This window comes from Rhizobium sp. PP-CC-3G-465 (assembly GCF_004343445.1).
Classification (GTDB): Bacteria; Pseudomonadota; Alphaproteobacteria; order Rhizobiales; family Rhizobiaceae; genus Ferranicluibacter; species Ferranicluibacter rubi.
This window is the reverse complement of record NZ_SLYH01000001.1, coordinates 1643947-1669956: the sequence shown is the minus strand read 5'-3', so window position 1 is coordinate 1669956 and position 26010 is coordinate 1643947. Positions and strand designations below refer to the sequence as shown.

Below are 26010 nucleotides of genomic sequence, written 5' to 3'. Positions count from 1 at the left end.
GCGCTATGCCACCCTTACTTCGGCAGCGTATAGGCGATGATGTAATCCCCCGGCTTGGTGCCGACCGAGCCGTGGCCGCCGGCGACGATGACGACGTATTGGGTGCCGTCATCCGTGCTGTAGGTCATGGGGGTGGACTGGCCGCCGGCGGGCAGGCGGCCGCGCCAGAGTTCGCGGCCGGTCGTGAGGTCATAGGCGCGCAGGTAGTTATCGACGGCCGCACCGAGGAAGGCGACGCCGCCCTTGGTGATCATCGGGCCGCCGATGCCGGGCACGCCGACCTTGAAGGGCAGGGGCAGCGGCGTCATGTCGTAGACGGTGCCGTTGCGGTGCTTGTAGGCGATCTCGCCGGTCTTCAGGTCCACGCCGGCGACATAGCCCCATGGCGGCGCCTGGCAGGGAATGCCGAGCGGCCCGAGGAACGGCCCCATCAGCACGCCGTAGGGCGCGCCGTCATTGCGGTTCAGGCCCTGTTCGCTGCCCTTCTGGTCCTGCCCCTTCGGCGGGATCTGGTCGCGCGGCACGAGCTGCGAGGTGAAGGCGAGGTAGGTCGGCATGCCGAACATCAGCTGCTTTTCCGGATCGACCGCGACGGAACCCCAGTTGAAGGTGCCGAAATTGCCGGGGTAGATCAGCGAGCCCTCAAGCGACGGCGGGGTGTAGCGCCCCTTATATCTCAGTCGCTCGAATGCGATCCGGCAGGCCAGCTGGTCGAACATGCTGACGCCCCACATGTTCTTGTCCGTCAGCGGCGGCGGCGAGAAGGTGAGATCGGAGATCGGCTGGGTGGGCGCGGTGAAGTCCTCGGGAATAGCGCCGGTCGGCGCGGGGATTTCCTTCACGGGGATGATCGGCTCGCCGGTGCGCCGGTCGAGCACGTAGAGATCGCCCTGCTTGGTCGGGCCGACAAGCGCCGGGCGGCCGTCGATATCGAGCAGCACGGGCTGGGCGGGAACGTCCATGTCCCAGAGATCGTGATGCACGGTCTGGCGAACCCAGCGCAGCTGCCCCGAATTGATGTCGAGCGCGACGATAGAGGAGGAGAACCGCTCCACATTCTCGCTGCGGCCCATGCCGAGCTGGTCGGGCACCTGGTTGCCGAGCGGGATATAGACGAGGCCGAGGGCTTCGTCATAGGAGAACACCGACCAGCTGTTCGGCGAGTTGGTCGTGTAGGTCTGGCCTTCCGGCAGAGGCGTGGTGACGTCGGGATTGCCACTGTCCCAGTTCCACACGAGGGCGCCGGTGTTGACGTCGAAGGCGCGGATCACGCCCGACTGCGACTGCGTCGAGTAGTTGTCGTTGACGGCGCCGCCGATGATGATCTTGTTGCCGGTGATGACGGGCGGCGAGGTGGAGTAGTAGTAACCGGCCGGCTGGTAGCGCATGCCCTGCTCCAAGCGCAGCGTGCCCTGCTCGGCAAAGCCGGTGCAGACCTGGCCGGTCTGCGCGTCGAGCGCGATCAGGCGGGCATCCGAGGTCGGCAGGTAGACGCGGGTGGCGCAGGCGCTTCCCGGTGCGGCAGCGGCATCCGCATAATAGGTGACGCCGCGGCAGGTCTGGTGCTGCCGGTCCGGGTTCATGCCGGAATTGCTGTCGAACTTCCACTTTTCCTTGCCGGTGGCAGCATCGATGGCGATCGCCCAGTTGTGCGGCGTGCAGACATAGAGCGTGTCGCCGATCTTGAGCGGCGTCACCTGATAGGTGGTCTCGCCCACATCCTCCGGCAGCTTCACGTCGCCCGTCTGGTAGCGCCAGACTTCCTTGAGATCGGAGACGTTGGCCGTGGTGATCTGCGTCAGCGGCGAATAGCGCTGGCCATATTGTGTGCGGCCATACTGGTGCCATTCCCCATCCGGCACGTTGCCGCCGAGCGCGGGCGTCGCATTGGCAACCGTGGTCGGCAGCGCGCCGGCCATGTCGAGCGGATCCTGCGTCATGGAATAAAGCGCAACCGCGACCGAGAGCACGACGGCGATCCCGAGCGGCCAGCCGCTGGCACGGTAGACATGGCCCGTGGGGCTGGTGAAGCCGAGAGGCTTGCGCACCGAAGGCAGCAACAGCCAGAGCCCAAGCAGGATGACGACGCCGCCACGGGGGCCGAGCTGCCACCAGTCGAAGCCGACTTCCCACAGCGCCCAGGCGAGCGTGGCGACGATGAACACCGCATAGACGGTGAGCGCCGACGACCGGTGGCGCGAGAGCAGGATGGCCGTTGCGAGAAAGGCAAGACCCGCCAGCACATAGTACCAGCTGCCGCCGAGAACGGCGAGCCAGGCCCCGAAGCCGGTCAGCCCCAGTCCGATCAGCGCAAAAAGGACAGACGTAAAGATGATCATGGAAGAGACTCCTGGCGCAGCGATGCGCGCCCCGTCAATATCGACATCGGAGCGCCGCGCGTCATGCATGACGCGTTGAGGTCGTTCCAACACTTTGCAGTTGCGGCATTATTCCCGTCGTAAACCGATCCCAGTTTCGGGAATGATGCAGCCGAAGCCGAATGCAGATCCGGGCTTCGTTATGGCGAAATTAGGGCAGGCATCGCGCGGGTCAATGCCGCAATGCACAATCGGTGGCGGGAGGGGTTGTGACGCACGTTGGAGAGTGTTGCTCTGGAACTGTCGTGTCATCGCAGCGGCGCCCTGAGCCGCTGCCTGGCCCCTCATCCGCCTGCCGGCACCTTCTCCCCGCGCGCGGGGAGAAGGGACACGTGGCACCGCTCTATCTCACGTCAAAGTGCTGAGCAGGGCACGTCCCCTCGCCCCGCAAGCGGGGAGAGGGTTAGGGTGAGGGGCAGCCGCACGCACCACGTGGCCGAAGTGCCGCCCTCTCGCAACCCTCACGTCCCGCAGAACGTCCGCAGCACTTCCTCGCCCGGCGCCGGAGGCTCGGCGAAGGGGGCCATGTCGGGCTGGTCGTCATAGGGGCGGGCGAGCACGCGGATGAGGGCGTCGAACGGCGAAAAATCCGCATTCGTCTGGGCTGCAACGATCGCCTGCTCGATCCGGTGGTTGCGGGGGATGAAGGCGGGGTTGACGGCGCGCATGGCGGCGGCGGTGTCTTCGGCGCTCCGCCCCTCGGCCTCCACGCGGCGGCGCCAGCGGTCGAGCCAGAGGCTGGTGCTGGCGGGGTTGCGGAACAAAGCGGTGAACGCGGTTTCCGTCGAAGGATCGGCCGCGAGATCCGACAGCCGGCGGAAGGCGAGCGTGAAATCCGCCTCTTCCTGATGCATATGCGTCAGCAGGTCCTGCACGAGATCGAGATCGCCGTCCTCCGTTGTTGACAGACCGAGCTTGGCGCGCATGGCGGCGAGCCAATGGTGCTGGAAGCGCTCGCCATAGGCCTTCAGCACGCCGTTGGCGGCAGTGACGGCGGCCTCCTCGTCGGTGTCGAGAAGCGGCAGCAGCGTTTCGGCCAGTCGCGCGAGGTTCCACTGGCCGATGCCCGGCTGGGCGGCATAGGCATAGCGGCCGTTGCGGTCGATGGAGGAGAAGACCTTGGCCGGATCATAGGCATCGAGAAAGGCGCAGGGGCCGAAATCGATGGTCTCGCCGGAGATCGCCACATTGTCGGTGTTCATCACGCCATGGATGAAGCCGATGGAGAGCCAGCGGGCGATCAGCGACGCCTGCCGGTCGGCAAAGGCGGAGAGGAAGGCGAGATAGGGCTGCGGGTCGTTCGCAAGCTCGGGGTAATGCCTGGAGATGGCGTGGTCGGCGAGCGCCTTGACTCCGGCCCGATCGTCGCGCGCGGCGTGGAACTGGAACGTACCCACCCTGATGTGGCTGGCCGCCACCCGCGTCAGCACCGCGCCGGGCTGCACCGTCTCGCGGTAGACCGGCTCGCCCGTGACGACGGCGGCCAGCGCCCGCGTGGTCGGCAGGCCAAGCGCCTGCATCGCCTCGCTGACGATATATTCGCGCAACACGGGCCCAAGCGCCGCGCGCCCGTCGCCCCGTCGGGAATAGGGCGTGGGACCGGCACCCTTCAGCTGGATATCGCGGCGGCGGCCTTGTCGGTCCACCACCTCTCCCAGAAGAATAGCCCGGCCATCGCCGAGCTGCGGGTTGAACCCGCCGAACTGGTGGCCTGAATAGGCCATGGCCAGCGGCTCTGCACCGGGAAGGATGGTGTTGCCGGAAAAGATCGCCGCGCCGTCGGCCTCCAGCTGCGCGATATCGAGCCCCAGTTCTTCCGCCAATTCCCGGTTGAAGCGGATCAGCACCGGCGCTTCGACCGGCGTCGGATCGACGCGCGAGAAGAAGGCGTCGGGCAGCCGTGCATAGCTGTTGTCGAAGGGGATGGGCGGCGTCTGCGCCTGCGTCCTGTTCGTCGCCTCCATCATCGTCTCCGCTCCGTGCCTTGTCCGTTATTCGTCGGCCCGGTCGGAAGACCGGTGTCGTCAATGTTAGATAGGGTGGGCGGTCTCGGCATGAAAGGGTGATCAGGCGTCCCGCACAGGCGGTGGTTCGCGACAGTCTTTGTCTGGAGAGACCAGCCTCAAACCTCCACGAAAGCCTCCCGCTTCAGCCGCTCCCGATCCGCCTCGAAGGCGAGGCTATCCAGCCCGCGTGTGAGGCTGGCCACCGCGGTCTCGCGGGCGATGGTGTGCATGCGTCCGCCGGGCAGGCCCGCCAGGGCCCGCAGGCTTTTTTGCAGGCGGATGCCGATGTCGAGGTTGCCGGCGCCGTCGCGGGCGATCGGCAGGAAGGCGTCCTCGAACATATCCCGAAGCGTCACAGGCGGCACATGCACGCGCGGGAACGCGGGCGCGCCGCGCAGATGGTCCGCTCTCGGCTCCACGGCGAGCACCTCGACCATCGCCGTCATGACGTCGATGGTCGTGCCGGGGTCGTTGATGGCGGAGGACAGGGAGCGCGAGGCGATTTCGGCCAGCACGATCAGGCCGAAGCGGGGATCCTGCTCGAAGGTGCGGCGCGGGCCGATGGTCAGGGCGTCGAGAAGGGCCTGTTGCACCTTGGGGTCGGGCCCGCCGGTCGCCCGGGTCCGAACGAAGAGCATCGGCGTGCCCGGCGCGCAGAAGGCCCCGGCCCGCGCGACCAGATACAGTTCTAAATCGCTCGTCGCACCGAGCGCCTGCAGCTGCGGCATGTCGATATGCTTGATATAGCCGACCTTGGCAGGTGAGACCGGAACGGCACCGGACGGCATGGGCCCGAGCGGCGCGCCACCGAGAAGCGGATCTTCGAGATGATCGCGCATGCCCGTCATCGCCACGGTCTTCACCCGGTCGATGGTCTCGCTGATCCGGCCGAGGGTCGAGAGATGGTCGATCCAGCGCAACAGCGTCAGCACGATCACGGCGATGACGCCGAGCGTGACGATGAACAGAACGAGCCGCCCGCCGCCGCCATAGAGCCCGGCATGCAGCGCGATCAGCCCGACCAGCGAAAACAGGAAGGTGCCGAGAAAGGTCGAGAGCGCCCGCTGGGCGGTGGTGTCCTCCAGCAGCAGGCTCGTCGCCCGCGGCGTCGCGCCGCTGGCCGCCGCCGCGCTGGCGGCCACCAGCGTCGACAGCGAGAAGGTGGTGACGGCGAGCATGCTGGAGGCGATGATGCTGAGGATCGGATCCACGGCATCCGCCCCGAAGGCCTGCGTCATCTCCTCCGGAATGAAGGGCCCGAGAAGGATGGCGACCAGCGCCGTCGCAACCCCCGCAAGACAATAGAGTGTCGCCCGAACCCAAAGCCGCCGCGACAGCTGCACCACCTGCCAGAGACGTTTCGACCTGAGCATAAGACCTCCCGAACCGGACTGCCGGATGGCAGCCGCAGCAGAGTTATAGGGCGGGGTGGTGTATTTTCGAGATGGCGCATGTGCGTGTCGAGGGTGGGGTGAGGGGGTAGAAAGGAAGAAAGACCCTCTCTGGCCTGCCGGCCATCTCCCCCACAAGGGGGAGAAGACGTGTGGCACGACCTTCGCTACAATCTTGAACGTATTTTCTTGAAGCGAGCGGCTCGCCCCAAGTCTTCTCCCCCCTTGTGGGGGAGATGCCCGGCAGGGCAGAGAGGGTCTTTCTTCTCTCCCTTACCCCCTCACATCTTCCGCGCCACCTTGATCGCAAACGCATATTCGAACGCGATCTCCTCCAGCCGCTGAAAGCGGCCGGAGGCGCCGCCGTGGCCGGCGCCCATGTTGGTTTTGAGAAGGATCGGCTGGTCGCCCGTGGTCTTGTCGCGCAGCTTCGCCACCCACTTGGTCGGCTCCCAGTAGGTCACGCGCGGGTCGGTGAGCCCGGAGAGGGCGAGGAGGGCGGGGTAGTGTTTCTCGCTGACATTGTCGTAGGGCGAGTAGCTGGCGATGTGGTGATAGGCCGCTTCGTCGTCGATGGGGTTGCCCCATTCCGGCCATTCCGGCGGCGTCAGCGGCAGGGTGTCGTCGAGCATGGTGTTCAGCACGTCCACGAAGGGAACGGCCGCGATGATGCCGCCGAATTTCTCCGGTGCCATGTTGGCGACGGCGCCCATCAGCATGCCGCCGGCCGAGCCGCCCTCGGCGACGATGTTCGCGTAGGACGTGAAGCGTTCCTGATTCAGATAATCGGCCGCCGCGATGAAGTCCTTGAACGTGTTGGTCTTCCTCTCCATCTTGCCGTCTTCGTACCAGGCAAAGCCCTTGTCCTTGCCGCCGCGGATATGGGCGATGGCATAGACGAAGCCGCGGTCGACCAGCGACAGGCAATTGGTGTTGAACGAGGCGGGAATGGACATGCCGTAGGCTCCGTAGCCATAGAGCAGGCAGGGTGCGGAACCATCCAGGGGCACATCGCGGCGGTAGAGCAGCGTCACCGGCACGGAGGCGCCGTCATGCGAGGGCGCAAACACGCGGCGCGTGACGTAGTCGTCCGGATTGTGGCCGGAGGGCACTTCCTGCGTCTTCAGCAGCGTACGCTCGCGCGTCGTCATGTCGTAGTCGAAGAGCTGGCTCGGTGTCGTCATCGAGGAGTAGGAGAAGCGGATGACGTCGGTGTCGTATTCGGCAGCACCCGACAGGCCGAGCGAGAAGGCTTCCTCGGCGAAGGCGATCGCGTGCTCCTCGCCGGTGCGGCGGTCGCGGATCTTGATCTGCGGCAGGCCGTTCTCGCGCTCCAGCCAGACGAGGTGGCGGGCAAACGCCATATGGTTGAGGATCAGCCGGCCGGGCGTGTGGGGCACGAGCTCGCGCCAGTTCTCCCGCTCCGGCCGGTCGAACGGCGTTTCCATGATCTTGAAATCCTTGGCGCCATCGGCATTCGTCAGGATGTAAAAGACGTCGCCGCCTTCCGTCATGGAGTATTCGAGCCCGGTCTCGCGCGGCGCAACCAGCTTCGGTGTCGCATGGAGGTCGGAGGTGGGGATCAGCAGGTATTCGCTGGTCTCGTGGTCGTGAATGTCGATGTAGATCACGTCGTCGAGCATGGAGGCGCCGACGCCCATGAAGAAGCCCGGATCCTCCTCCTCGTAGACCAGCCGGTCGTCGGCCTGCGGCGTGCCGATGACATGGTGGAAGATCTTCGACGGACGGTGGTTCTCGTCGAGCACGGTGTAGAAGAAGCTGCGACCGTCGGGCGCCCAGGCGCCATCGCCGCCGGTGTTGGCGATCACGTCTTCGAGGTCGTCGCCGGTCGAGAGGTCGCGGATGCGGAGCGTGAAATATTCCGATCCCTTGTCGTCATAGCCCCAGATGCCGAGCGAATGATCGGTGCAATGGTCGATGCCGGAGAGGCGGAAATAGTCCTTGCCCGCGGCCTCCTTGTCGCCGTCGAGCAGCACCACGCGCTCGCCGCCGTCGCGTGGCTGGCGGAAGTAGCGCGGCTGCTCGCCGCCGGTAACGAAGGCGGTGCCATAGGCGAACGGCCCGTCCTTCATCGGCACGGAGCTGTCGTCTTCCTTGATTCGGCCCTTCATCTCGGCGAAAAGCTGCTTCTGCAGCGCCTCGGTATCCGCCATCGCCGCCTTCATATAGGCGTTCTCGGCCTCCAGATGCGCGCGGATCTCGGGATCGAGAATGGAGGTGTCCTTGAACATCTGCTGCCAGTTGTCGGCCCGGAACCAGGCATAGTCGTCGGTGCGGGTGATGCCGTGGCGGGTGTCGCTCAGCGGCTTCTTGTGTGCTGCAGGCGGAACGGGCAGGCTGGAAAAGACGGGGGCTTGGTCGGACAATGCGATCTCCGGGGGTTCGCTGGAGCTTTCCGGATCACCGGAAACGCTCCATCTCTTCGTTATAGCCGCAGGACGATGCTCTGGGATATCGAGCACATAGATGCCGCAGCCGGTGCATTCAAGCGGCAAAGCGCGTTGTCTCAGCGCGAGGATAAGGCCGCGACCGCGTAATCGATGAAGGCGCGGATCTTCGGCGTGGCGCTGTGGCGGTCGAGCGTGCAGGCGTAGAAGGTGAACGGCGTGTGCGCAGCGATTGTGTCGCTGCCGGCCGTGGTGTCGCTGAACAGAGGCACGACCGAACCCTTGGCGATCAGCGCGTCGGCGATGAACGCGCCGAGCCGGGCGATGCCGGCGCCGGCAAGGACCATGGAGGTCAGGGTGTCGATATCGTTGCTGATGATCTTCGGCTTGATGTCGGGCTCGTACAATGTGCCGTCCTTGAGGAACGTCCAGCGGAACAGGCGGCCATGCGTCGCCAGCCGGTAGAGCAGGCAATCATGATGCACGAGATCCTCCGGCGTCTTCGGATGGCCGCGGCGGGCGAGATAGTCGGGCGAGGCGCAGATCATCATCGGCACGGTGACGAGGCGGCGGGCGATCAGCGAGGGCTCCAGCTGCTCGGCGAAACGGACGCTGATGTCGATGCCCTCGGCGATATGGTCGACGGCCCTGTCGGTGATGACGAGCTCGACGGAGAGCTGCGGGTAGAGGCTGGCGAAGCCCGGAATAAGCGGCGCGATGACATGACGGCCGAAGGCGACGGAGGCGGAAATGGTGAGCCGGCCCCGTGGTGCGTCGTTCAGCGCGGAAACGGCGGTGGCCGCCGCCTCCAGCGCGTGGACGACATGGCGAACGCGCTCGAAATAGACCTGCCCGCTATCCGTCAGCCCCAGCCGGCGCGTCGTGCGCTGCAGCAGGCGCACGCCGAGGTCGCGTTCCAGCCGGGCGATGTTCTGGCTGGCGGCCGCAGGGCTGATGCCGAGCTGCCGGGCGGCGGCCGCAATGCTGCCCATCTCGACGCTCCGCACGAAACTCTCGATTCCGCGAAGGCTGTCCATAGCTGCGCGCACTCCCGATACCGATCATTCGAAAGTTTTGCTTCAGATTGATGGAGCCTGCAAGCCTCTAATCGAAGGCGGCATTTGCGGCTAGGAAAGGACATCGACATTCAACATTTCGGAGAGACCATGCCCACGAACGCAACCCCTACATCCACCGCCGCCCGGTCTGCGAAGATGGGGCTTCCCCCAGCGGCGACACCTTACGTCTTCGCCTTCTTCATGGCCGGCATCATGGCCTTCGTGATGTGCTGGATCATCGTCTCGGTGAACAGCGGCGTCGACAGCGGCCTGCCGATGCGGGTGGCCGCCGCCTACCTCGTTGCCATGCCCGCCGCCTTCGTCAGCGTGCTGATCGTCCGCCCGATCGCGCTGAAGCTCACATCCCTCGTGGTGCGGCGCCCGGGCTGAGGGGTCTCGGCCGTCTCAGGCCGACAGCGTCAGCCCGATGCCGAACGGATCGGTGAGGGAGACGGTGTCGCCGGTGCGGGCGGTGGGGATTTCCAGCCGGTCCAGCGCGGCGAGCGCCGTCTGAAGTGCTGCCGTATCGTTGAAGCGGAGGGCGTAGGTGCCGAGCCCGGTCATCTCGGCGACGCGCCGGGGCGCGTTGCGCGTGTTCCAGATATTGGCGGCGAGGTGGTGGTGGTAGCGGCCGGTGGAGAAGAAGCTGGCGCCCGGATAGGTGCCCATCAGATCGAGGCCGAGCACGTCGCGGAAGAAGGCGTCCGCCTGCGGCAGGTCCGACACCTGCAGGTGGAGATGGCCGAGCGACGTGCCCGCCGCCATGCCGCCCCAATGGGTGTGTCCCCGGGCAAGCGCGAGGCCCTCGTCGTAGAGCGTCTGGAGATCGAGCGGCAGGGTGGCCATCTTCAACGTGCCGTCGGGCTGGGTTGCCCAACTGGCGCGGGGCCGGTCGCGATAGACCTCGATGCCGTTGCCCTCGGGGTCGGCGAGATAGATCGCCTCGCTGACCAGATGGTCCGACGCGCCCTGCAACGGCACCTGAAGGCCGGCGGCATGGGTCAGCCAGCGGGCAAGCGCTGCCCGGTCGGGCACGAGGAAGGCCGTGTGGAACAGGCCCGGCGCGTTGCGCGGCGCCGTGGTCGCATGGCCGGAGGTCGTGAGCGTCAGCAACGGCCGTCCGCCGGCGCCGAGCGTCTCGCCGCTTGGCAACCGCTCCATCAGGCTCAGCCCCATCACGGACTGGTACCAGGACGAGACGAGCGGCAGGTCGCGCACCACCAGCCGGGCGTGATCGATAAAGGCCGGCATGGCCAAGGGATGTTCAGGGGCAGGATGTTCGGGCGCGAGCGGACGGTCCGGCGAAGGGGTGCTCATCAGGTCGGAAAGGGTCATCTCGGTCGCTCCTGCGAGGGTGTTCGGGAAGATGCCGGGCAGGACGAGCGCCATACCCGTCATGTGCAGCAGGCGGCGTCGGCGCAGATCGTCCATGGCAGGGTCCCCGAAGAGGATCGACTATGCACCGCTTGGGCGCGAGGCGAAATCCCCAGGATCGGCGATGGATCGTCGCGGATGCGTTGACAATCCCGGCGCGAATGTATTCGCGCCCTTGCGAACTTTTCGTGCCTGCGCGAGGAAATCGTCAGCCCCGGCGCGAACGTGTTCGCACCAGCGTCAAAATTTTTTCGCACTCGCAGCAAATTTCTGCCCGTCGGGCCTATTCTGTCATCCTCCCGCCCGCATCATCGCCGATGATCGATTCGTCACCGAAAGTGACGGATGCGCGCCCATCGGGGCTCGCCAAACGGGCAGCGGATGCGTAGCCTGAGCTGAAACGGATCTGGAGACGAAGCGCGCGTGGAGATCAAGGGCATCAAGTGGAACTACGACCGGACCGAAATGATCGCGGACGGCATCGTCCATGGCATCGGTCTCGCCTTCGCGCTCATTGGCGTCACCATCCTGCTGGTGCATGCCAGTGCGGCCAGCACCGCGGGGCAGATCGCTGCCGCCGCGATCTACGGCGCCGGCCTCGTCGCCACGCTGTCGATCTCCTTCGTCTACAATATGTGGCCGGTATCGCGCACCAAATGGCTGCTGCGCCGGTTCGATCATTCCTCGATCTTCATCCTGATCGCGGCGACCTATACGCCCTTCCTGCAAAGCGGCTGGAACGATCCGTTCCTGGCCGTCATGCTCGTCGGCATCTGGCTGATCGCGGCTCTCGGCATCGCGCTGAAATGCGTCTTTCCTGGGCGTTACGACAAGCTAGCCATCGTGCTCTATCTTGCCATGGGCTGGAGCGGCGTGCTGGCCGTCGGGCCGCTGCTGACGACGCTGAATGGCGCCACCATGCTGCTGATTCTCGCCGGCGGCATTATCTACTCCGCCGGCGTCATCTTCCATGTGTGGGAACGGCTGCGCTTTCAGAACGCCATCTGGCACGGCTTCGTCGTGACCGCCGCCGCCGTCCACTTCTCGGCCGTGTTCTCGGTCATCGGCAACACCCCCGCTTGAGCCCGGTCGCTCAAGCCGGGTCGCCTAAGCCGGTTCGAAACTCAGCGCCACGCCGTTCATGCAGTAGCGAAGCCCGGTCGGGGCCGGTCCGTCCGGAAAGACGTGGCCCAGATGGGCGTCGCAATCGGCGCATTTCACTTCCGTCCGTGTCATGCCGTAGGAGCGGTCAGTGACCTGCGTCACGGCTTCAGGCTCGAGCGGCTGGAAGAAGCTCGGCCAGCCCGTTCCCGAATCGAACTTTGTCCGGGCGTCGTAGAGCGCGTTGCCGCAGCAGATGCAGCGATAGGTGCCGGCTTTGCCGAGCGCGAAATCGGGGCTCGAAAACGCCCGTTCCGTGCCGTGCTGGCGGGTGACGCGATACTGGTCCGGCGTCAGCTGCTCGCGCCATTCCGCATCGCTCTTCACGACCTTCAGAGGGGTGTTTGCGCCGTCTCCGGCAGCATGCGTGCGATGTTCGGTCATGTCGTTCTCCTCATCTTGAGACTGCGCTTCATATAGGAACGCGCGGCGCGCAAGCAAAGCCAACGCAAGCCCTCGTGCTGCGCGGCTTTATAGTAATGTCTGCTCATGGAAACGCATGCGAGCGAGGTGAGAATCGCAGGTTGCAGAGAATCGCAGCCCTCGCCGGTGGTGCACGCACGGATGTTGCCCCGAAAGGGGGGTCTCGATAGATGAACGCGCGCATTTCTATCGGGATTGCTTGTGACAACTGTTCCGGGACGCGTCGTTTCGCCCACCAAGTCTTGCATCTATTGAAAAACGGGTTTGACATTTTTGGGGTGAATGTTATTCGAGTAACGGCAAAGTGTCTGAGACTGAAAATACTGCAGGTTGTCGTCGCCGAAATATCTCTACAGAATTCGGTTGTCTTTTCGGGGTAGGGGAAAGATATGCGGCGTCCAATGCAAGTGCATTCATCAAGTAATTCGGTCGTTCCATTGTGATGCAATCGTGCTGGTTTTTACCGCAATCGATCGCATTTCCATGGGACAAATGACGCTTTCATGGAAAAGCCTGCGAATCTGCGGGTGAAAACGAGACAATCGCCCGAAAGGAGAACAAAATGAGTGAACAGATGGCAGGACATGGCACGGCCGGACTTAGCCTGGCAGGACATGGCAACGAGTTGCTCGTGGAACTGACCGCAGAAATCGTCGCCGCCTATGTCAGCAATCATGTCGTGCCCGTCTCGGAGTTGTCGACTCTCATCGGCGATGTGCACACGGCGCTGAACAACACCGGTGCACCGGCCCCCGTCGTCGCCGCCGTGGAAAAGCCGAAGCCTGCCGTATCGGTGCGCAAGTCGGTTCAGGACGGCCAGATCACCTGCCTGGAATGCGGTGGCAACTTCAAGTCGCTGAAGCGCCACCTGATGACGCACCACGCTTTGTCGCCGGAAGACTACCGCGAAAAGTGGGAACTGCCGTCAGATTATCCGATGGTCGCCCCGGCCTATGCCGAAGCGCGCTCGCGCCTCGCCCGCGAAATGGGCCTCGGCCAGCGCCGCAAGCGCGCCGCCAAGTAAGCTTACCAGCACGCTCGGCGTGATTTTTATCAAGCCTTGCAAAGCGAAACGTTTCTATCGCGCCGGACCGGATCTTTATCCGGTCCGGCTTTTTCGTGTCCGGAGAGCGGAAGCCTCTGGTCAGGAACCGGAGCAAGGAAAAAATGCCTATATGATTCAGAAGGCTATCGGAAACATGAAGGAATTCAACAGAAAGTTGTGAGTCGGTTGTAGCGCTCGCTTCATCTTCGGCGTAGGTTATGTGAAACTATTCCTATAACGGAGATCCGCGATGACCATGCCTCCTGCACATGCCGATAGCGCTCTGACGACAATGGGCCCACTGGGCCTCCTTGGCCGTTATCCGGACGATCTCCGTCCCGCAGTCGCACGGTCTTCTATGGCCACGAGGCCTTTCTTGATCCGGGCCGCGTCTTACGGGACGGCTGCGCCCGGTCATGAGTTTGCCCGTGCGCCCGAATGCAAATCCGTATGGCCGCCGTCCGCCGCACCCGCGACATCCCGGGTTTCCGAACTGCCCGATACGGCAGCGCCCGACCCGCTGGCGCAGGCCCGCTGCCGCATGGTGGCCGATGTGGTCGAGGAACTCACCATGATGGTCGGCGATCGCCAGCAGTTGCGGCGCGACCGCCGGCGGATGATGACGCATGTCCGCCAGATCGCCATGTATGTCAGCCATGTCGTGCTGCAGGTCTCGCTGACCGATATCGGCGTCGCCTTCGGTCGGGATCGCTCCACGGTCAGCTATTCCTGCCATGTGGTGGAGGATCGCCGCGACGATGCCGATTTCGACGCCTTCGTGTCCGCCATCGAGCGCGTGATCACGGCCGTCTTTCCGCCGGCCGGAGATGCCGCCCATGCGTGACACGAGGCCTCCGGAGGCCGCCGCCCGCGCCGACCTCGTCCGGCTGGTCCGCCACCTCGTGGGCGGCCGGCGGGCGAGATCCGACGAAGCCCGGCCGGACATAGCAGAAGACGCCGCCGTCGTGGCCACCTTCACGGTAACGGAGGAGGGCGCCGACGTGATCGTCACGCGTGCGGACGGTGCGAAGCGCACCCTGCCACCAGCGGCGATGCGCGAGGCCGTCTCCCTCGGCCTCGTCGCCAAGCCCGATGCGGAGGTGTCCGGGCGCTGGCACGTGCTTTCGCCCGCCGTGCCCTTTCTCAAGCGCGCGCTGTCCGATCCGGAGGCGGCGTTCGCGGGCCAGCATCGGCACATCGCGCCGAGCACAGTGGAAACGGCAGTCGGCCGGCAGACGGTGCAGGTCAATCTCGCGGAATCGCCGCTCGCCCATATCAGCCGGCTGAAGGAGAAATCCGGCAAGCCGTTTCTGCCGGCCGAAGCGCTGGAAGCCGGACAGCGGCTGCACCGGGATTTTACCCGCGCGCAATTGCTGCCGCGCATGACCATGTCCTACGAACCCCGGCTGTCAACGCGCACGAAGGGAAGCGGCGGCGGTCCTGAGATCGCCGACAGCGCCATGACGGCCAGAACCCGCGTGTCGCGCGCCATGGCGGCGATCGGCCCGGAACTCTGCGGCGTCGCCATCGACGTCTGCGGCTTCGAGAAGGGGCTGGAAACGGTGGAGCGCGAACGCCAGTGGCCGGCACGCTCGGCAAAACTCCTGCTGCGCGCCGCCCTCATGGCGCTCGCCCGCCACTACGCCCCACCCCCACCAGCATCACCGCCGCGCCGCACCCATGCCTGGGGCGCGGAGGGCTATCGCCCGGATATGGACGGGGGTCGCGGACGCGGCGGGTAGTGGGCGGCGGCATCGCGCGAAGGGACGTTGAAACCGCGCCAACCTCTGACGGGATGCCAACCATCCTCCGTCATTCCGGGCTTGACCCGGAATCCAGCGACCTGACGTCCGTCAGGTCAAAAGAGTCTTCTCATCTCACGGACGTGAGATGGCTGGATTCCGGCTCAAGGCCGGAATGACGGGGAGGAGGATGGCTTGACCTTCAAAATTGCATCGTTGCGAAAAGGGACGTCTCCGATTTTCGCTATTGGTCGCCCCCGAAGCCCGAAGCCATCAACCTTAAACCGCCTCAGCCTTTCAGCCGCACCGCCGCCTGGTCTTGGATGCGCTTGACCATGGAGCGCAGGCCGTTGGCGCGCTGGGCCGTCAGGAACTCGATGAGGCCCATCTGGCCGAACAGGTCCAGCGCATCGGTCGCCGCGATCTCGGAGGCTTTTTTGCCCGAAAAAATCGAGAGCACGATGGCGACGAGGCCGCGCACGATATGGGCGTCGGATTCGCCCTCGAAGGTCAGGACGGGATCGGCGCCCTCTGCGGCGTGGGTCACCAGCCAGACCTGACTGGCACAGCCCTGCACCTTGTTATCAGCCGTGCGCTTTTCTTCCGGCAGGTCCGGCAGGGTACGCCCGAGCTCGATGACATAGCTCATCCTGTCCTGCCAATCGTCGAGATAGGCGCAATTCTCGAGGATTTCGGAAAGGGGCGTCGGGGTAAAGGCGGCGGCATCGGTCATGCCGTCTCTATAAGGGATCGGGTCCGCGTTGAGAAGGTGGATCGGCTGGGTAGGCGAGGCTTTCGCAGGGGTTTTGGTGGCAAGCGCCGGGCCGGTCAGGAGGCGCGATGCGGCTTCGGCGGGATGCGTTTTTCCGGCACCGGGATACGCGTGAAGCCGAGATCCTCATGGGTCTCCGAAAGCGCAGGTTCGGCGGCAGCGGCGGCAGAGGGCGCGGCTGGGGGCAGGGCCTGCTCCGGCACGGTACCCGTGGTCACGGCATCACCCGGTGTTACGGTGTCGCCTGCCGAGGCAGTCTTCTCGTCGCCGAACTGGGTTTCGAGCAGCTGATAGGCGATGCGGGCGCCGTCCTTGGCGCGGTGGCCGAGCGCATTGAAGGTCGCGGCGCCCTTGGTGCAGACGTCGGGCTTCTCAAGGCAGATGGCGCTGATATAGCCGATCGCCTCGCTGGCGGCGGAAACCGTCTGGCCGATATCCATTCTGGCACCGGCCGCAGCTTGCGGCTGCGCGGCTTCCTCCGTGCCGAAGATCGGCAGGAGGACGAGCACCAGCGAAAACCAGAATGCTGCCTTGATCAGAAACCACATGGTCGACCCCGTTCTTCACGTTCACGCAACTGTCCCGACCGCCTGCTGTTCCATGTCCTCACCGATATGGCCGGTCTGTGCCGGTTACCGATGATGGGAAGCAGGTCGGTCGAACGTCAAACTACGGCACCTCTTCCAACACGGCCTTGAAAACGAGACCTGTATTTGAGGCGTCTTTTCGTAAAATTCGATCGATCTGCATTTGACCCGCATTTGAAGGGCATTTGAGCCAATCGCGTTAAGGGTCAAGGCGGCGCCTGCGCCTAAACCCACTGCAAACGCGGCTTCCGGCAGTGGAGCGAGATGCCACAGTGGTTAAATTAACTCGAAAAATACCATGATTTCAACGGTTACACCACGTTAACCACAACAAACGAAGGGCGTCCAAATCTGGCTCAGGAGGGCCGGTGAAGCCGTTTTGCAACACATCGGGGGTGTTCACTTAGAGTTTCATTAAGCCGCCGGTGAGACATTCGGCCTTGTCCGATGACGATCGTTCCACCCTTTTCGACGGGCCGGAAACGACCGCGCGGCACTTCATGAACAACCGGGGCAGGACGTTCCGGGCAACGAAAAATGCAGGGTCGGGCGTGACAATTGTGCGGAACATCGCTGGAAGGTTTGCGTCCCGCGTGGACGATGCCGCCAGGCTCTGGTTGCCCCGCCCGGCACCCACCGAGCGCGAGCTTTCCGCCATCCGCACCGTTGCAGCCTCCGCCCTCATCGCCTTCCCGATCGCCCCGCTGGCGCTTGCCGCCGTGTTGCCGCTGTCGCTGGCCCTGCCGGTCGGTGCCGGCCTCGTCGGCGCGCTGACGCTGGTCGGCGGTCTCGCCGCCGTCGGCCTTGCCGGCCGCAATGCGGCCCCGGTCGTGGCCCTCGCAGCACCCGTCGCTCCGGCAGCGCTCGCCTATGACCTCTTCGCCGGCCTCGTGACGTTGCACGACCTGCGCGGCTCGGTAACGTCCGTGCACGGCCGCGATGCGTCCAGCTTCCTCGCCTGGATGCGCGACCCGACCGGCCGCGGCTTCATCGAACAGATCCACGTCTCCGACCGCATCGCCTTCCTGCGCGCCATCGACACGATCCGGCTCGGCGCCGACAGCGAGACCGTCGAGCTGCGGCTGGAACGCGGCTCCATGACGGAAGGCGGCGCCCAGCTTTTGCATATGCGGTGCGAACTCGCGGCCATCGTCGAAGACGGCATGCTGTCGGGCATTCTCGTCCAGTCGCGCGATATCTCGTCCGAAGTCGCGCTCAAGGCCGATGCCGCGAGCAAAGCCGAAGCTGCGGAAAGTGCGAACGACGCGAAGACCCGATTCCTTGCGGCCGTCAGCCATGAGCTGCGCACGCCGCTCAACGCCATCCTCGGCTTTTCCGACATTCTCTCCGGCGAATATTTCGGCCGGCTGGAGAACGACCGCCAGCGCGAATATGTCGCTCTGATCAACCAGTCCGGCGCCCATCTCCTCTCCGTCGTCAACACGATGCTGGACATGAGCAAGATCGAGGCCGGGCGCTACGAGCTGATCGCCGAGCCCTTCGTCGTTGCCGATGCCGTGTCCGCCTGCGAGGCGATGCTGGGCCTGCAGGCCGACGCCAAGGGCGTCAAGCTGGCGAGCCGCGTCATGCGGGGCGTGGGCGAAGTCCATGCCGACCGCCGTGCCGTGCAGCAGATCCTCATCAACCTCGTCGGCAACGCCATCAAGTTCACCGACGCCGGCGGCATCGTTACCATCGACGCGGAGATCGTCGGCGCAGACCTGCGGCTGACCGTCAGCGATACCGGCATCGGCATTCCCGCAGACAAGCTCGCCTGTCTCGGGCAGGCCTTCATGCAGGTCGAAAACGAATATACCCGCAAATACGAGGGCACCGGCCTCGGCCTCGCGCTCGTCAAGGGGCTGGTGGCGCTGCATGGCGGCCGCTTCGACATCTCCAGCCGGCCGCGCGAAGGCACGGCGATCCGGATCAGCCTGCCGCTCGACGGCTCCGGCATCAGCAGCGCCGATCACCTTGCCGACGCCGATAGCATCGCAGAATTTCCGCCGCGCCTGAAGACCCAGGCCGGCTCCACGTCCCTGAACCCCGGTGTGCACACATCAGGGGTTGAGAAAGGAGGTGCGGCAGATGGCGAAGCCTACGCGAAAACAGCCTGACCGACGCAAAGCCCCCGCAACTACAGTCAAGGGGAAGACGGGCGCCGCCAAGGGCGCGACCGCGCTGAAGCGCAAGGGAACGTCCCGACCGAACATCGTGCTGCGTGCCGCCTCCGGCATGTTGCGTCTGGCGCTGCGCAATCCCGCCATCTTCGGCGGGACCGCGGCGTTTGCCGTCGTGTTCGGCTTCGTCGCGGCCAATGCGCTCTGGTATCAGCCCGGCCACCACCCGTCGCCGCTGATGCGCACCCGGCTGCCCTTCACCCACCCCGACCCGGCGCGCGTGTCGCTAAGCGAGCCGCAGGACGTGCCGGACCCGAGCAAGGTCACGACCTTCGTCATCCGCAGGGAGGACGAAGCAGGGGAGGCGGAGCCCGGACAGGTGCCCGCCGAAGCCCTGCCCACCGGCGAGCGCACCGCCAGCGTTCCCGGGTTCGACACGCTCGCGACGCTGCCGGGCGAGCCGACATCCCGGCAGGACACGACGGCCGACCTCGACCCGACGAGCCTCGTGCGCACCGTCCAGGCCGAACTCGCGCGGCACGGCTTTTATGATGGCGAGGCCGACGGGCGTCTGGGGCCCAAGACGACGGCGGCCATCCGCCGCTTCGAGCAGGCCAACGGCCTTCCGCAAACTGGCGTGGTCAGCCAGGGCCTTCTCGCCGCTCTGCAGGGCGGCTCGCCGGCATCCCCCGGCATCGCCACGATAACGCCGGCACCACGCCCGACGGCCATCCCGCCGGCCTCGAAGACGCCAACCGAGATCGATCCGATCGCCGCCGCGATCCGCGCGGCCGAGGGGGGTGCGGAGGTGAAGCCGAAGTCCGTCCACGCCAAGGCGACCGAAACGGCCTCTGCCGAGTCGAGCGCGAGCGGTGCCGGCATGGTCATCTCCATCCAGCGGGGGCTGTCGAACCTCGCTTACACCGACGTGTCGGTCGATGGCGTGGTGGGCGACCAGACCCGCATGGCCATCCGCCATTTCGAAAAGCACTACCGCCTGCCGGAAACCGGCGAGCCGAGTGCGGCGGTGCTGAAGAAAATGAAGGAAATCGGCGCGATTTGAGGGGGCGTCGGGTTGATTGCTCCTCGTCATTCCGGGACAGGCCCGGAATGACGGAGGTGGTTGGAAAACACAATCGCGCCAGCGGATTCTCCGTGTTTTCGGAATCAACGTGCGAAACGCTTCGCGAACCGGTGGAGAATACCGCACCTAACCACTTGTGCCGGCATCGATAGACGCCGTCCTTCGCCCGCGCTATGCAGGGTCATGCGCCTCCGTTCCGATATCTTCGTTTCCGCCATCACCCGCCGCGTCTTTTCGCGCGGGGATTATGCGGCCGTGCTGCGCAAGGGGTCCGAGGCGGCCGGTGCGATCTTCATTCGCCAGCGGACGCGGGACGGGCAGGAGACGCTGTTCGGGCCGGCGCCGCAGAGCCTCGTGACGGCAGAGGAAGAGGGCGGGCGGCTGTTCGAGTGCCGCCTCTCGTCGTCCGATGCTGACGCCATCGACGCGGCTCTCGCCGGAGAAATCCGGTTCGATCCGGATTGCTGGGTCGTCGAACTGGAAACGCAGGACGTTTCCGATCTCTTCGAAACCATCAAGCCGGACGGCTGAAAGCCGATCAGCGCGCGCTGCGTGTCAGGTTGCGGCGGTAGAAGGTGGAGGCGACCTGCTGCGTCTGGTTGGCGGGGGCGGGGTAGGCGGCCGGCTGGCGCGGGTCTTCCGCGCGCTCCGGGCCGAGCATCGGCGCATGGCGATGAGTCCCATTACGGCGCGCATCGTCAGCGGCAATCCAGCCTTCCACGCGGGTTTTTGCATCCACCGGATCGATGCCGTCGAGCAGCGCATCGCAGCGCGTTCCCGCACCGCTTCTTTCCCCGAGATAGGGGTAGAGCGTGGTGAGCATGCGCACCATTTCCGCGCGGGGCGTGCCCAGCGCCGACAGGGTGACGGCGAGCTGCCAGCCGGAGACGTCGAGGACGAGGCGTTCCCCGAACACGGCCGAGCAGTCGAGCGCATGCGAGAGGGTCGCGGCGAACAGATTGACCTCGCCCGAGCGGGAAAAGCGCACAAGCAGCGCTTCATGCGTGGCGTCGAGCGCCAGCAGCGGACGGTGAGGTGGTGTTGCAGGCGCTGCGAGCGGCTGGCCGGCGGTGCGGGCAAGCGCCTTCAGCTCCGCGCGCAGACGCTCCTCGCGCTCCAGCGAGGCGCCCGCTGTGGCAGCGGCGGTCGCGGGCTTGGCAGGCTCCGCCATGGAGGCCGCCGGGCGGGAGGTGCTGTCGCGCCGCTCCACGAGGGCATCCACCACCCGAACGCTCAGATTGTCGCGGCGGGCAATGGCATTGGCGTGGGAGGGGCTTTGGTGGCGGATGATGTCGAGGAGGACGCGCTCCTCGATCGAAACGGCGCGCGTGAGAAACAGGGCGGCGATGGCGATGGGCGCGCTGCCGATCTGCAGGGCGACGGACGGGGGCACATGGGGGCTTCTGGCCAGCGCTGCCGCCGCCTGCCGGCGCGCCTCGTCGCTGGAGGCCGTAAACAGCGGCTCGAACAGCTCGCAGAACTGCTTGAGATCCGAGGACCGCGGCTGGCGAAGCCCCTCGAAACTCGACACCGTTGCCATCAGCACCGCGTCTTTCACGCGGCCGTTCTGAGGTCTTTCCAAATCACGAAACCGGTCCGCCACACGTCCACCTCATACGCAAAACACCGACGCATCCCTCGGCAAGGCACCCCTTGCCCTTTTCCGGGCGCAGGCCTCGTGCCGCCTGCTCCAGCTCACGCGTCTTCCGAACGTCTCCGCGCAACGCGTTGAAGTCTCTGGAATCCATGATGCAGATGTCCCGGCGATGGCAACGAGCGCGCCATGAGACGGAGATTATGCCGACGTGGTTAACATCGGCTTAAGGGCGTGCGGCAATGGGGCAGGCGATGGCGTGCTGTGTGCGAGGGGCCCGCAAGGCGGGGTTGCACGCTGGGGAGGGCGTTTGGGTCGTGAGAGAGGCATCCCTCGAACGCAGCAGGCGGCGCCGTGGTCGGCGCCGCCTGCTGTCTTACGTTGGGACGACGTGCTGCTTAGAGCGTGCAGCCCGGTTCACCGATCTCGCAGGCGCGGCGGCGGTCGCGGTCGCGGTTCCCGCGGTTGTCGTTGGTGCCGTCCAGATCGGGGCGTTCCAGGGTGGGCCGATCGGGGTTGCGACGGTCGTTGTCACGACGGTCGCCGTTGGGACGGTCGTTGTCCCGCCGATCATTGTCGCGACGATCCCGGTCGAACTGCGGGCGATCGCGGTTGCCGTCATTGTCGCGGTCGAAGCGGGGACGGTCACGATTGCCATCGCGATCGCGATCCCGGTTGCGATCCCGTTCGAAGTCGGGGCGGTCGCGGTCGGGGCGGTCACGGTCGAAACGCGGGCCGTCATTGTCGAAGCGGTTACGATCCCGATCACGCTCGAAGCGCTCCCGGTCGCGGTCCCGCTCGACGCGGGGGCGATCCCTGTCCCGGTCACGGTCGAAACGGGGACGATCGCGATCGCGCTCGAAGCGATCCGGGCCGCCGCGCCAGTATTCGCGGTCGCGATAGAAGTCGCGGTTACGGTAGTTGCGATCCCAATAGTTGCCAAGTTCGAAGGTGACGGTGGGGATGCCGAGCGGGCGATAGTAGCGCGGCGCGACATAGACGCGGCTGCGCTGGTACTCCGCCTGGACGTAGGAGCCGGAGACCCAGCCGCGACCGCGCGAGAAGGAGACGTCGCACCAGTTGGCATCCGCAAGGCAGCCGTGGATTTCGACGGGCGCGCCGACGGGAATGACGACGACGGCGGGGTAGCGGGTGCTGGGGCCGGAGCGCATGTTGACATTGGCGGTGGCAAAGCCCTCCGCAGCGCTGGCCACGGCCGGTGCCAGCAGCGTGGCGGCCAGCGCTATGCCGGACAGGATGGATTTGACGGAATACACTCTAGGGTCCTCCAGTAGCTTATCGAGCTTTCGGCCTGCGGGCGGGGCTGGCAGACCGTGCCGAACGTTATGAGCAAGGTAAAACACGTCCACATCATGGCATCTTCCGACTACTGTTCCCTCCTGTTCGCTCCTCGACACGAGAAAGATTGTCGATCGACGGCGCCGGGAAAATCTTCAAGCGCACAGGAAGCAGGCAAGGCACGGATGGACGCCGTCACATTAGAAGTGGCGAAGCAGAAAACAGCGTCTGCCTGTTTTTGTTCCTAGGCGGGCTGGCCTGAACAGATCCTGAACGGGCGGGAGGCACGTCTTTGGCGTCACAAGATCCAGGCGCAGCATCGCCCGGAAATACGGCATCTTGCGGCAAAGCGGGGAACAAAATGGACGATCGCCCGTTAACGCGTCAGTTCGAACAGGAGCCCCGGACAATGATCGATAAGAAATTCGCCACCGTTTCCAGCACGGAAGCCGAAGTCGAAGCCAGCGTTGCCAAGAGCGACCTCGACAGCCAGATCTCTGATCTGCGTGCCGAAATCGCCCGCCTGACCGACTCGGTCTCCGCCATCGGCAGCGGCGCGAAGGCCGTCGTCCAGTCCGAAGCCGAAGTGCTGACCGAGCGCCTGCGTGACCGCGTTCGCGAAGAGCCCGTCACCACGCTTCTGACGATTGCCGGCGTATCCTTCGTGCTGGGCCTTCTCGCCCGCCGCTAAGGCACACTGCCCGTCGTCAGGACGCAAAGTTCTTCAGCCGCAATGTCCCCGAGGGATATTGCGGCTTTCGGCGACTGGAGCGCCCGGCGTTCCAATCGGTGCCGCACATTTTCACATGCGAATCACGGGTTTCAACGGGCGGACGGCAGGTTTTCGGGATGTTTTCCATCGCTAGGTTTGGGGTATCCAAAGTTAAGAGCTTGTTTACTAAGCTATGGCCCAATCATCCTGCGGGCCGGCACGATTTGGACGTATCACCGACATCGCAGTATGAGCCTAAATACATCCGGAATCATCCGGAAGAAGGAGCAACGAGAACGGCGCTCATGGCTGGCCTTGACGGGTCGGTGAAGCGTCAGCCCGACGAGGGCAGGATGAAATCTGTTTCAAGTTCATCCGTCTCATCCCGTTTATTGGAGACGAGAATGGCAGATGTAATCAGACTTCAGGACCGCCAGCACCGCGGCGGCCGCAAGATGAACCCCGATGGAGCACGTCACGACGCGACGATCCTGCTTTTCACCGGTATTCGCTACGAGCGGATGGAAGGCGTGACCCTTCCCAAGGTTTCCCCCGGTGTTTCCACGATCAAGCCGCTGAACGGTTCGAACCACAAACACTGATTTTTCCCCGGACGATCCAAGGCTGTATTGCAGGTCTTAAGGCGTATGTGCGCGTTGACTGCCTTGAGCCCTACCGAGACATGGGCTCGCAACCCGCCTCACCGAGAAATTTGCTGGCCGCTGCCTCATAGCTGCCGAGCGGCGCGAGCGCTCTGAGAACGGCATAGCCTTCGTCTTCCGGCATCTCGACCGTGATGGTTTGTCCGATGGTTTCCGCTGGCTGTTTGCGGAGCTCCACCAGTTGCAGCGGCGTTGCCGCGACGACATCGACCCGGTCGTTGACCGCCGTCGCATCGCTCATGCTGAAGATTTCGTTCGATCCGGAATCATAGATCGCGAGCGACCAGAACGGCACATCGCCCGACGCAGTGAACCGGACAGGCCCCCCGAGCACCGAGAAACCGCAGACCGCGACACGGAGATAGGGATCGTCGTTGGAAAGACCCGTCGGCCCCGGCGCCGAGGTCAGCGGGAAGAAGCTGTCCATTTCGTAGAGCCCGAGCACCCGGCTGTAGGCATCCTCCGCCGTGAAACGCGGCAGAGCGAGGATGATGACGATGTGCAGCAGGGCGGCACCGATCAGCCCGACGAGGACGGCATAGAGCAGGCTACGCATGGCCGCATCCCCGCGCCGTGATCTTCGGCATGACCAGCTCGATCGCGCCGGAGGAATTGGCGGTCGGCGCATCGAGAAGCGTTAGGACCAGGCGGAAGCGGCCGGGTTCGGTGACCGCCAGCCAGTTGTCCGCCTGGGCGTCCGGTGCCACGTGGATGACGAAGGACGTATCCGCCTCGCGCAGCACGCTCCAGGCATTGAGCGCGACCGGCAGCGTCTCCGACGCCGTCAGCGGCCGGTCGGCGGTGTCTGTCGCAAAGAGGGTCCAGAAGCGGGCCGGCGGCGTGTTGCCGACGATGTCGTAGCGGCAGGCACCGGAGAGCGGGCGGCCCGTATCGTCCGTTTCCGCCGTGAAGCGCATCCCCTCCGCCTTGCCGTAAAGCAGCCGCCCGGCCCGCGCCCGGTGCGCCTTGGCGTAAGGGTCTGTGTCGGCGGTCTGGGCATTGGGATAGGCGACCCACGGCCCGAGGTGGATGGAGCCGAAGCCGGTGGAGGCCTTGAGCGCTGAAATGCTCACGGCAATGCCGCCGCCGAAGGCGACGCAGAGCGTGAGTGCGACGAGGAAGGGCACGCGAAACATCAGGACTGGCCGCTTTCCACCGTCATCGGACGTGCTCATTTCCGGGCTTCCGAATGGCGTTCCATAGGGTTTCCGGCGTAAAATCATAGCCAAGGCGCATCCATTGCATCACATCGAACGGATGTGCGACGATGAGATCCGCGCCGCCAATCTGGTACCGGAGAGCCTGCAGGGTTCGCTGTCCCGACGCCGTCGTGTTCACCACTTGCGTGTCGATCACGGAAGCATCCTTGGTGGCGAAATCCCGCAAATTGTCCGTCACGAGAATGTCAGCTCCTGTGCCGATGGCGGTCGCCAACACGCCGGCATCCTCGACATCCGGCATGGCAAAGCGCTCTTCTCCACCCAAAATAAGATAGGGATCGAGCGCTTCCGGACCATACTTCATGATGTCGATGATGGAGCCGGAATATGCCGTAATTCTGTCTTCCGTAAAATCCAGCCGACGGAGCACCGTTTCCAAGGTGTCGATCATATCGAACGAGATGACCAGCTGCGCTCTGGCATTCATGCCCCATGTCTGGCTGCTGACCATGGACAACAGGGTCTGTGTTGCCGTGCCTTTGCGACCACGGTCGTGCGCCATGATATTGCCCACGAAAATGTTGACATCCAGCAACACGCGGACGGGACTGTCCATGACTATGTCCGTTGCGCCGCAGCACGGCTGAAAGCCGTTGCCTCTTCCATCATGTCGATCTCGCTGGACGCGTCGTCCGATCCTCCGAAACGGTGCTCGGATGCCAGGTCCATGGTCGCCTTCTCAAGTCGAACCCGCGCTGCCGCGGCCATCATTTCGCGGCCAAGCCGGACGATCGTGTCCTGATCGTTCTGAGCGTTCAACTCGAGCAGGAAGTCTCGAACACCCTTGGGAAGGCCGACAAAGACCGTGATCGCGCTGGAAACCGCGTTCGAGACGGACCTGTTCTCCATCGACGCGACCATCTTCAATTTCGTGGCCGTTCTGCCATCGACATTCGCCGAAATCGTGGAGGACATCGCACGCTCCTATAGAAATACGCCATTTCTATATACCCTATTGGCCAGCGACCGGCAAC

At 64.9% G+C, this 26010-nt stretch carries 25 protein-coding genes; 10 read left to right on the top strand and 15 right to left on the bottom strand.

Annotated features, from left to right (window positions below):
- Window positions 1-14: 14 nt before the first annotated feature.
- From C8J33_RS07805 to C8J33_RS07785, 5 genes are all read right to left on the bottom strand, one after another.
- Window positions 15-2339 carry a glucose/quinate/shikimate family membrane-bound PQQ-dependent dehydrogenase gene (locus C8J33_RS07805; protein ID WP_132663633.1) on the bottom strand — a complete coding sequence of 775 codons (2325 nt, stop codon included), beginning with the start codon at window positions 2337-2339 and terminating at the stop codon, window positions 15-17.
- A 500-nt stretch (window positions 2340-2839) separates the two neighbouring features.
- Entirely contained in the window at window positions 2840-4342 is a 1503-nt protein-coding gene (locus tag C8J33_RS07800; RefSeq protein WP_132664497.1) for a protein adenylyltransferase SelO, read from the bottom strand.
- Window positions 4343-4500: 158 nt separating this feature from the next.
- Window positions 4501-5757, bottom strand: a complete 1257-nt coding sequence (locus C8J33_RS07795; RefSeq protein ID WP_132663632.1) for a DUF2254 domain-containing protein — start codon at window positions 5755-5757, stop codon at window positions 4501-4503.
- Between the two features lie 299 nt (window positions 5758-6056).
- Window positions 6057-8162 (bottom strand): S9 family peptidase, encoded by a 2106-nt coding sequence (locus tag C8J33_RS07790; protein WP_132663631.1) that lies wholly within the window; start codon window positions 8160-8162, stop codon window positions 6057-6059.
- A 140-nt stretch (window positions 8163-8302) separates the two neighbouring features.
- Window positions 8303-9220, bottom strand: a complete 918-nt coding sequence (locus C8J33_RS07785) for a LysR family transcriptional regulator (RefSeq protein WP_132663630.1) — start codon at window positions 9218-9220, stop codon at window positions 8303-8305.
- A 129-nt stretch (window positions 9221-9349) separates the two neighbouring features.
- On the opposite strand from C8J33_RS07785, the gene C8J33_RS07780 reads away from it, so the two are divergent.
- On the top strand, window positions 9350-9631 hold the full coding sequence (locus tag C8J33_RS07780) for a DUF2798 domain-containing protein (RefSeq protein WP_132446608.1): 282 nt from the start codon (window positions 9350-9352) through the stop codon (window positions 9629-9631).
- Between the two features lie 15 nt (window positions 9632-9646).
- Here C8J33_RS07780 and C8J33_RS07775 read toward each other — a convergent pair whose 3' ends face one another.
- Window positions 9647-10558, bottom strand: a complete 912-nt coding sequence (locus C8J33_RS07775) for a VOC family protein (protein ID WP_132664496.1) — start codon at window positions 10556-10558, stop codon at window positions 9647-9649.
- A 522-nt stretch (window positions 10559-11080) separates the two neighbouring features.
- Between C8J33_RS07775 and trhA the strand changes: the two genes are divergently transcribed.
- Window positions 11081-11698 (top strand): PAQR family membrane homeostasis protein TrhA, encoded by a 618-nt coding sequence (trhA, locus tag C8J33_RS07770; protein WP_165910768.1) that lies wholly within the window; start codon window positions 11081-11083, stop codon window positions 11696-11698.
- Between the two features lie 24 nt (window positions 11699-11722).
- Here the strand turns inward: trhA and msrB are convergent, their stop codons facing one another.
- The gene (gene msrB, locus C8J33_RS07765; protein ID WP_110799788.1) at window positions 11723-12160 is read right to left on the bottom strand and encodes a peptide-methionine (R)-S-oxide reductase MsrB; all 438 of its coding nucleotides are present in this window, start codon (window positions 12158-12160) and stop codon (window positions 11723-11725) included.
- Between the two features lie 613 nt (window positions 12161-12773).
- Here msrB and C8J33_RS07760 point away from each other — a divergent pair.
- The 3 genes from C8J33_RS07760 (at window position 12774) to C8J33_RS07750 (ending at window position 14986) form a co-directional block, all read left to right on the top strand.
- On the top strand, window positions 12774-13223 hold the full coding sequence (locus C8J33_RS07760) for a MucR family transcriptional regulator (RefSeq protein WP_110727756.1): 450 nt from the start codon (window positions 12774-12776) through the stop codon (window positions 13221-13223).
- 397 nt (window positions 13224-13620) lie between these two features.
- The gene (locus tag C8J33_RS27495; RefSeq protein ID WP_245507085.1) at window positions 13621-14088 is read left to right on the top strand and encodes a helix-turn-helix domain-containing protein; all 468 of its coding nucleotides are present in this window, start codon (window positions 13621-13623) and stop codon (window positions 14086-14088) included.
- The gene (locus C8J33_RS07750; protein WP_132663628.1) at window positions 14081-14986 is read left to right on the top strand and encodes a DUF6456 domain-containing protein; all 906 of its coding nucleotides are present in this window, start codon (window positions 14081-14083) and stop codon (window positions 14984-14986) included. The genes C8J33_RS27495 and C8J33_RS07750 overlap by 8 nt, the downstream gene beginning before the upstream one ends.
- A 289-nt stretch (window positions 14987-15275) precedes the next feature.
- Here the strand turns inward: C8J33_RS07750 and C8J33_RS07745 are convergent, their stop codons facing one another.
- Window positions 15276-15719 (bottom strand): SufE family protein, encoded by a 444-nt coding sequence (locus C8J33_RS07745; RefSeq protein WP_110799786.1) that lies wholly within the window; start codon window positions 15717-15719, stop codon window positions 15276-15278.
- A 95-nt stretch (window positions 15720-15814) separates the two neighbouring features.
- A complete protein-coding gene (locus tag C8J33_RS07740; protein WP_132663627.1) occupies window positions 15815-16306 on the bottom strand; it encodes a DUF5330 domain-containing protein in 492 nt (163 codons plus the stop codon).
- Window positions 16307-16896: 590 nt separating this feature from the next.
- On the opposite strand from C8J33_RS07740, the gene C8J33_RS07735 reads away from it, so the two are divergent.
- The 3 genes from C8J33_RS07735 to C8J33_RS07725 all read left to right on the top strand — a co-directional run bounded on the left by C8J33_RS07735 (window position 16897) and on the right by C8J33_RS07725 (window position 20080).
- On the top strand, window positions 16897-18462 hold the full coding sequence (locus C8J33_RS07735) for a sensor histidine kinase (protein ID WP_165929759.1): 1566 nt from the start codon (window positions 16897-16899) through the stop codon (window positions 18460-18462).
- On the top strand, window positions 18434-19528 hold the full coding sequence (locus C8J33_RS07730; RefSeq protein ID WP_132663626.1) for a peptidoglycan-binding protein: 1095 nt from the start codon (window positions 18434-18436) through the stop codon (window positions 19526-19528). Before C8J33_RS07735 ends, C8J33_RS07730 begins: the two co-directional genes overlap by 29 nt.
- A 204-nt stretch (window positions 19529-19732) precedes the next feature.
- Window positions 19733-20080 (top strand): DUF1491 family protein, encoded by a 348-nt coding sequence (locus C8J33_RS07725; protein WP_132663625.1) that lies wholly within the window; start codon window positions 19733-19735, stop codon window positions 20078-20080.
- Window positions 20081-20087: 7 nt separating this feature from the next.
- Here C8J33_RS07725 and C8J33_RS07720 read toward each other — a convergent pair whose 3' ends face one another.
- Both C8J33_RS07720 and C8J33_RS07715 read right to left on the bottom strand, forming a co-directional pair.
- Window positions 20088-21107 carry a DUF2336 domain-containing protein gene (locus tag C8J33_RS07720; protein WP_132663624.1) on the bottom strand — a complete coding sequence of 340 codons (1020 nt, stop codon included), beginning with the start codon at window positions 21105-21107 and terminating at the stop codon, window positions 20088-20090.
- A gap of 434 nt (window positions 21108-21541) precedes the next feature.
- Entirely contained in the window at window positions 21542-22420 is an 879-nt protein-coding gene (locus C8J33_RS07715) for an SH3 domain-containing protein (RefSeq protein WP_245507084.1), read from the bottom strand.
- Between the two features lie 431 nt (window positions 22421-22851).
- Between C8J33_RS07715 and C8J33_RS07710 the strand changes: the two genes are divergently transcribed.
- Window positions 22852-23133, top strand: a complete 282-nt coding sequence (locus C8J33_RS07710) for a hypothetical protein (protein ID WP_092932722.1) — start codon at window positions 22852-22854, stop codon at window positions 23131-23133.
- A gap of 425 nt (window positions 23134-23558) precedes the next feature.
- The gene (locus C8J33_RS07705; RefSeq protein WP_132663623.1) at window positions 23559-23756 is read left to right on the top strand and encodes a hypothetical protein; all 198 of its coding nucleotides are present in this window, start codon (window positions 23559-23561) and stop codon (window positions 23754-23756) included.
- Window positions 23757-23826: 70 nt separating this feature from the next.
- On the opposite strand, the gene C8J33_RS07700 is transcribed toward C8J33_RS07705, so the two are convergent.
- Genes C8J33_RS07700 through C8J33_RS07685 form a run of 4 tightly spaced genes read right to left on the bottom strand, consistent with a single transcriptional unit; the run spans window position 23827 to window position 25951 of the window.
- On the bottom strand, window positions 23827-24372 hold the full coding sequence (locus C8J33_RS07700) for a DUF1254 domain-containing protein (RefSeq protein ID WP_132446626.1): 546 nt from the start codon (window positions 24370-24372) through the stop codon (window positions 23827-23829).
- On the bottom strand, window positions 24365-24952 hold the full coding sequence (locus C8J33_RS07695) for a DUF1214 domain-containing protein (RefSeq protein WP_132664494.1): 588 nt from the start codon (window positions 24950-24952) through the stop codon (window positions 24365-24367). Before C8J33_RS07695 ends, C8J33_RS07700 begins: the two co-directional genes overlap by 8 nt.
- 22 nt (window positions 24953-24974) lie before the next feature.
- Complete coding sequence (locus tag C8J33_RS07690) at window positions 24975-25592, bottom strand: PIN domain-containing protein (protein ID WP_132663622.1); 618 nt, start codon at window positions 25590-25592, stop codon at window positions 24975-24977.
- A 2-nt stretch (window positions 25593-25594) separates the two neighbouring features.
- Entirely contained in the window at window positions 25595-25951 is a 357-nt protein-coding gene (locus C8J33_RS07685) for a hypothetical protein (protein ID WP_110799778.1), read from the bottom strand.
- Window positions 25952-26010: the final 59 nt, after the last annotated feature.

What these genes read in the sequence shown, in the direction of transcription:
- C8J33_RS07730 (WP_132663626.1), top strand. Translation starts at nt 18,434, where the DNA reads ATGGCGAAGCCTACGCGAAAACAGCCTGACCGACGCAAAGCCCCCGCA.
- C8J33_RS07700 (WP_132446626.1), bottom strand. Translation starts at nt 24,372, where the DNA reads ATGCGTAGCCTGCTCTATGCCGTCCTCGTCGGGCTGATCGGTGCCGCC.
- C8J33_RS07745 (WP_110799786.1), bottom strand. Translation starts at nt 15,719, where the DNA reads ATGACCGATGCCGCCGCCTTTACCCCGACGCCCCTTTCCGAAATCCTC.
- C8J33_RS07695 (WP_132664494.1), bottom strand. Translation starts at nt 24,952, where the DNA reads ATGTTTCGCGTGCCCTTCCTCGTCGCACTCACGCTCTGCGTCGCCTTC.
- C8J33_RS07705 (WP_132663623.1), top strand. Translation starts at nt 23,559, where the DNA reads ATGGCAGATGTAATCAGACTTCAGGACCGCCAGCACCGCGGCGGCCGC.
- C8J33_RS07780 (WP_132446608.1), top strand. Translation starts at nt 9,350, where the DNA reads ATGCCCACGAACGCAACCCCTACATCCACCGCCGCCCGGTCTGCGAAG.
- msrB (WP_110799788.1), bottom strand. Translation starts at nt 12,160, where the DNA reads ATGACCGAACATCGCACGCATGCTGCCGGAGACGGCGCAAACACCCCT.
- C8J33_RS07785 (WP_132663630.1), bottom strand. Translation starts at nt 9,220, where the DNA reads ATGGACAGCCTTCGCGGAATCGAGAGTTTCGTGCGGAGCGTCGAGATG.
- C8J33_RS07690 (WP_132663622.1), bottom strand. Translation starts at nt 25,592, where the DNA reads ATGGACAGTCCCGTCCGCGTGTTGCTGGATGTCAACATTTTCGTGGGC.
- C8J33_RS07805 (WP_132663633.1), bottom strand. Translation starts at nt 2,339, where the DNA reads ATGATCATCTTTACGTCTGTCCTTTTTGCGCTGATCGGACTGGGGCTG.
- C8J33_RS07795 (WP_132663632.1), bottom strand. Translation starts at nt 5,757, where the DNA reads ATGCTCAGGTCGAAACGTCTCTGGCAGGTGGTGCAGCTGTCGCGGCGG.
- C8J33_RS07685 (WP_110799778.1), bottom strand. Translation starts at nt 25,951, where the DNA reads ATGTCCTCCACGATTTCGGCGAATGTCGATGGCAGAACGGCCACGAAA.
- C8J33_RS07725 (WP_132663625.1), top strand. Translation starts at nt 19,733, where the DNA reads ATGCGCCTCCGTTCCGATATCTTCGTTTCCGCCATCACCCGCCGCGTC.
- trhA (WP_165910768.1), top strand. Translation starts at nt 11,081, where the DNA reads ATGATCGCGGACGGCATCGTCCATGGCATCGGTCTCGCCTTCGCGCTC.
- C8J33_RS07710 (WP_092932722.1), top strand. Translation starts at nt 22,852, where the DNA reads ATGATCGATAAGAAATTCGCCACCGTTTCCAGCACGGAAGCCGAAGTC.
- C8J33_RS07760 (WP_110727756.1), top strand. Translation starts at nt 12,774, where the DNA reads ATGGCAGGACATGGCACGGCCGGACTTAGCCTGGCAGGACATGGCAAC.
- C8J33_RS07740 (WP_132663627.1), bottom strand. Translation starts at nt 16,306, where the DNA reads ATGTGGTTTCTGATCAAGGCAGCATTCTGGTTTTCGCTGGTGCTCGTC.
- C8J33_RS07800 (WP_132664497.1), bottom strand. Translation starts at nt 4,342, where the DNA reads ATGGAGGCGACGAACAGGACGCAGGCGCAGACGCCGCCCATCCCCTTC.
- C8J33_RS07750 (WP_132663628.1), top strand. Translation starts at nt 14,081, where the DNA reads ATGCGTGACACGAGGCCTCCGGAGGCCGCCGCCCGCGCCGACCTCGTC.
- C8J33_RS07775 (WP_132664496.1), bottom strand. Translation starts at nt 10,558, where the DNA reads ATGAGCACCCCTTCGCCGGACCGTCCGCTCGCGCCCGAACATCCTGCC.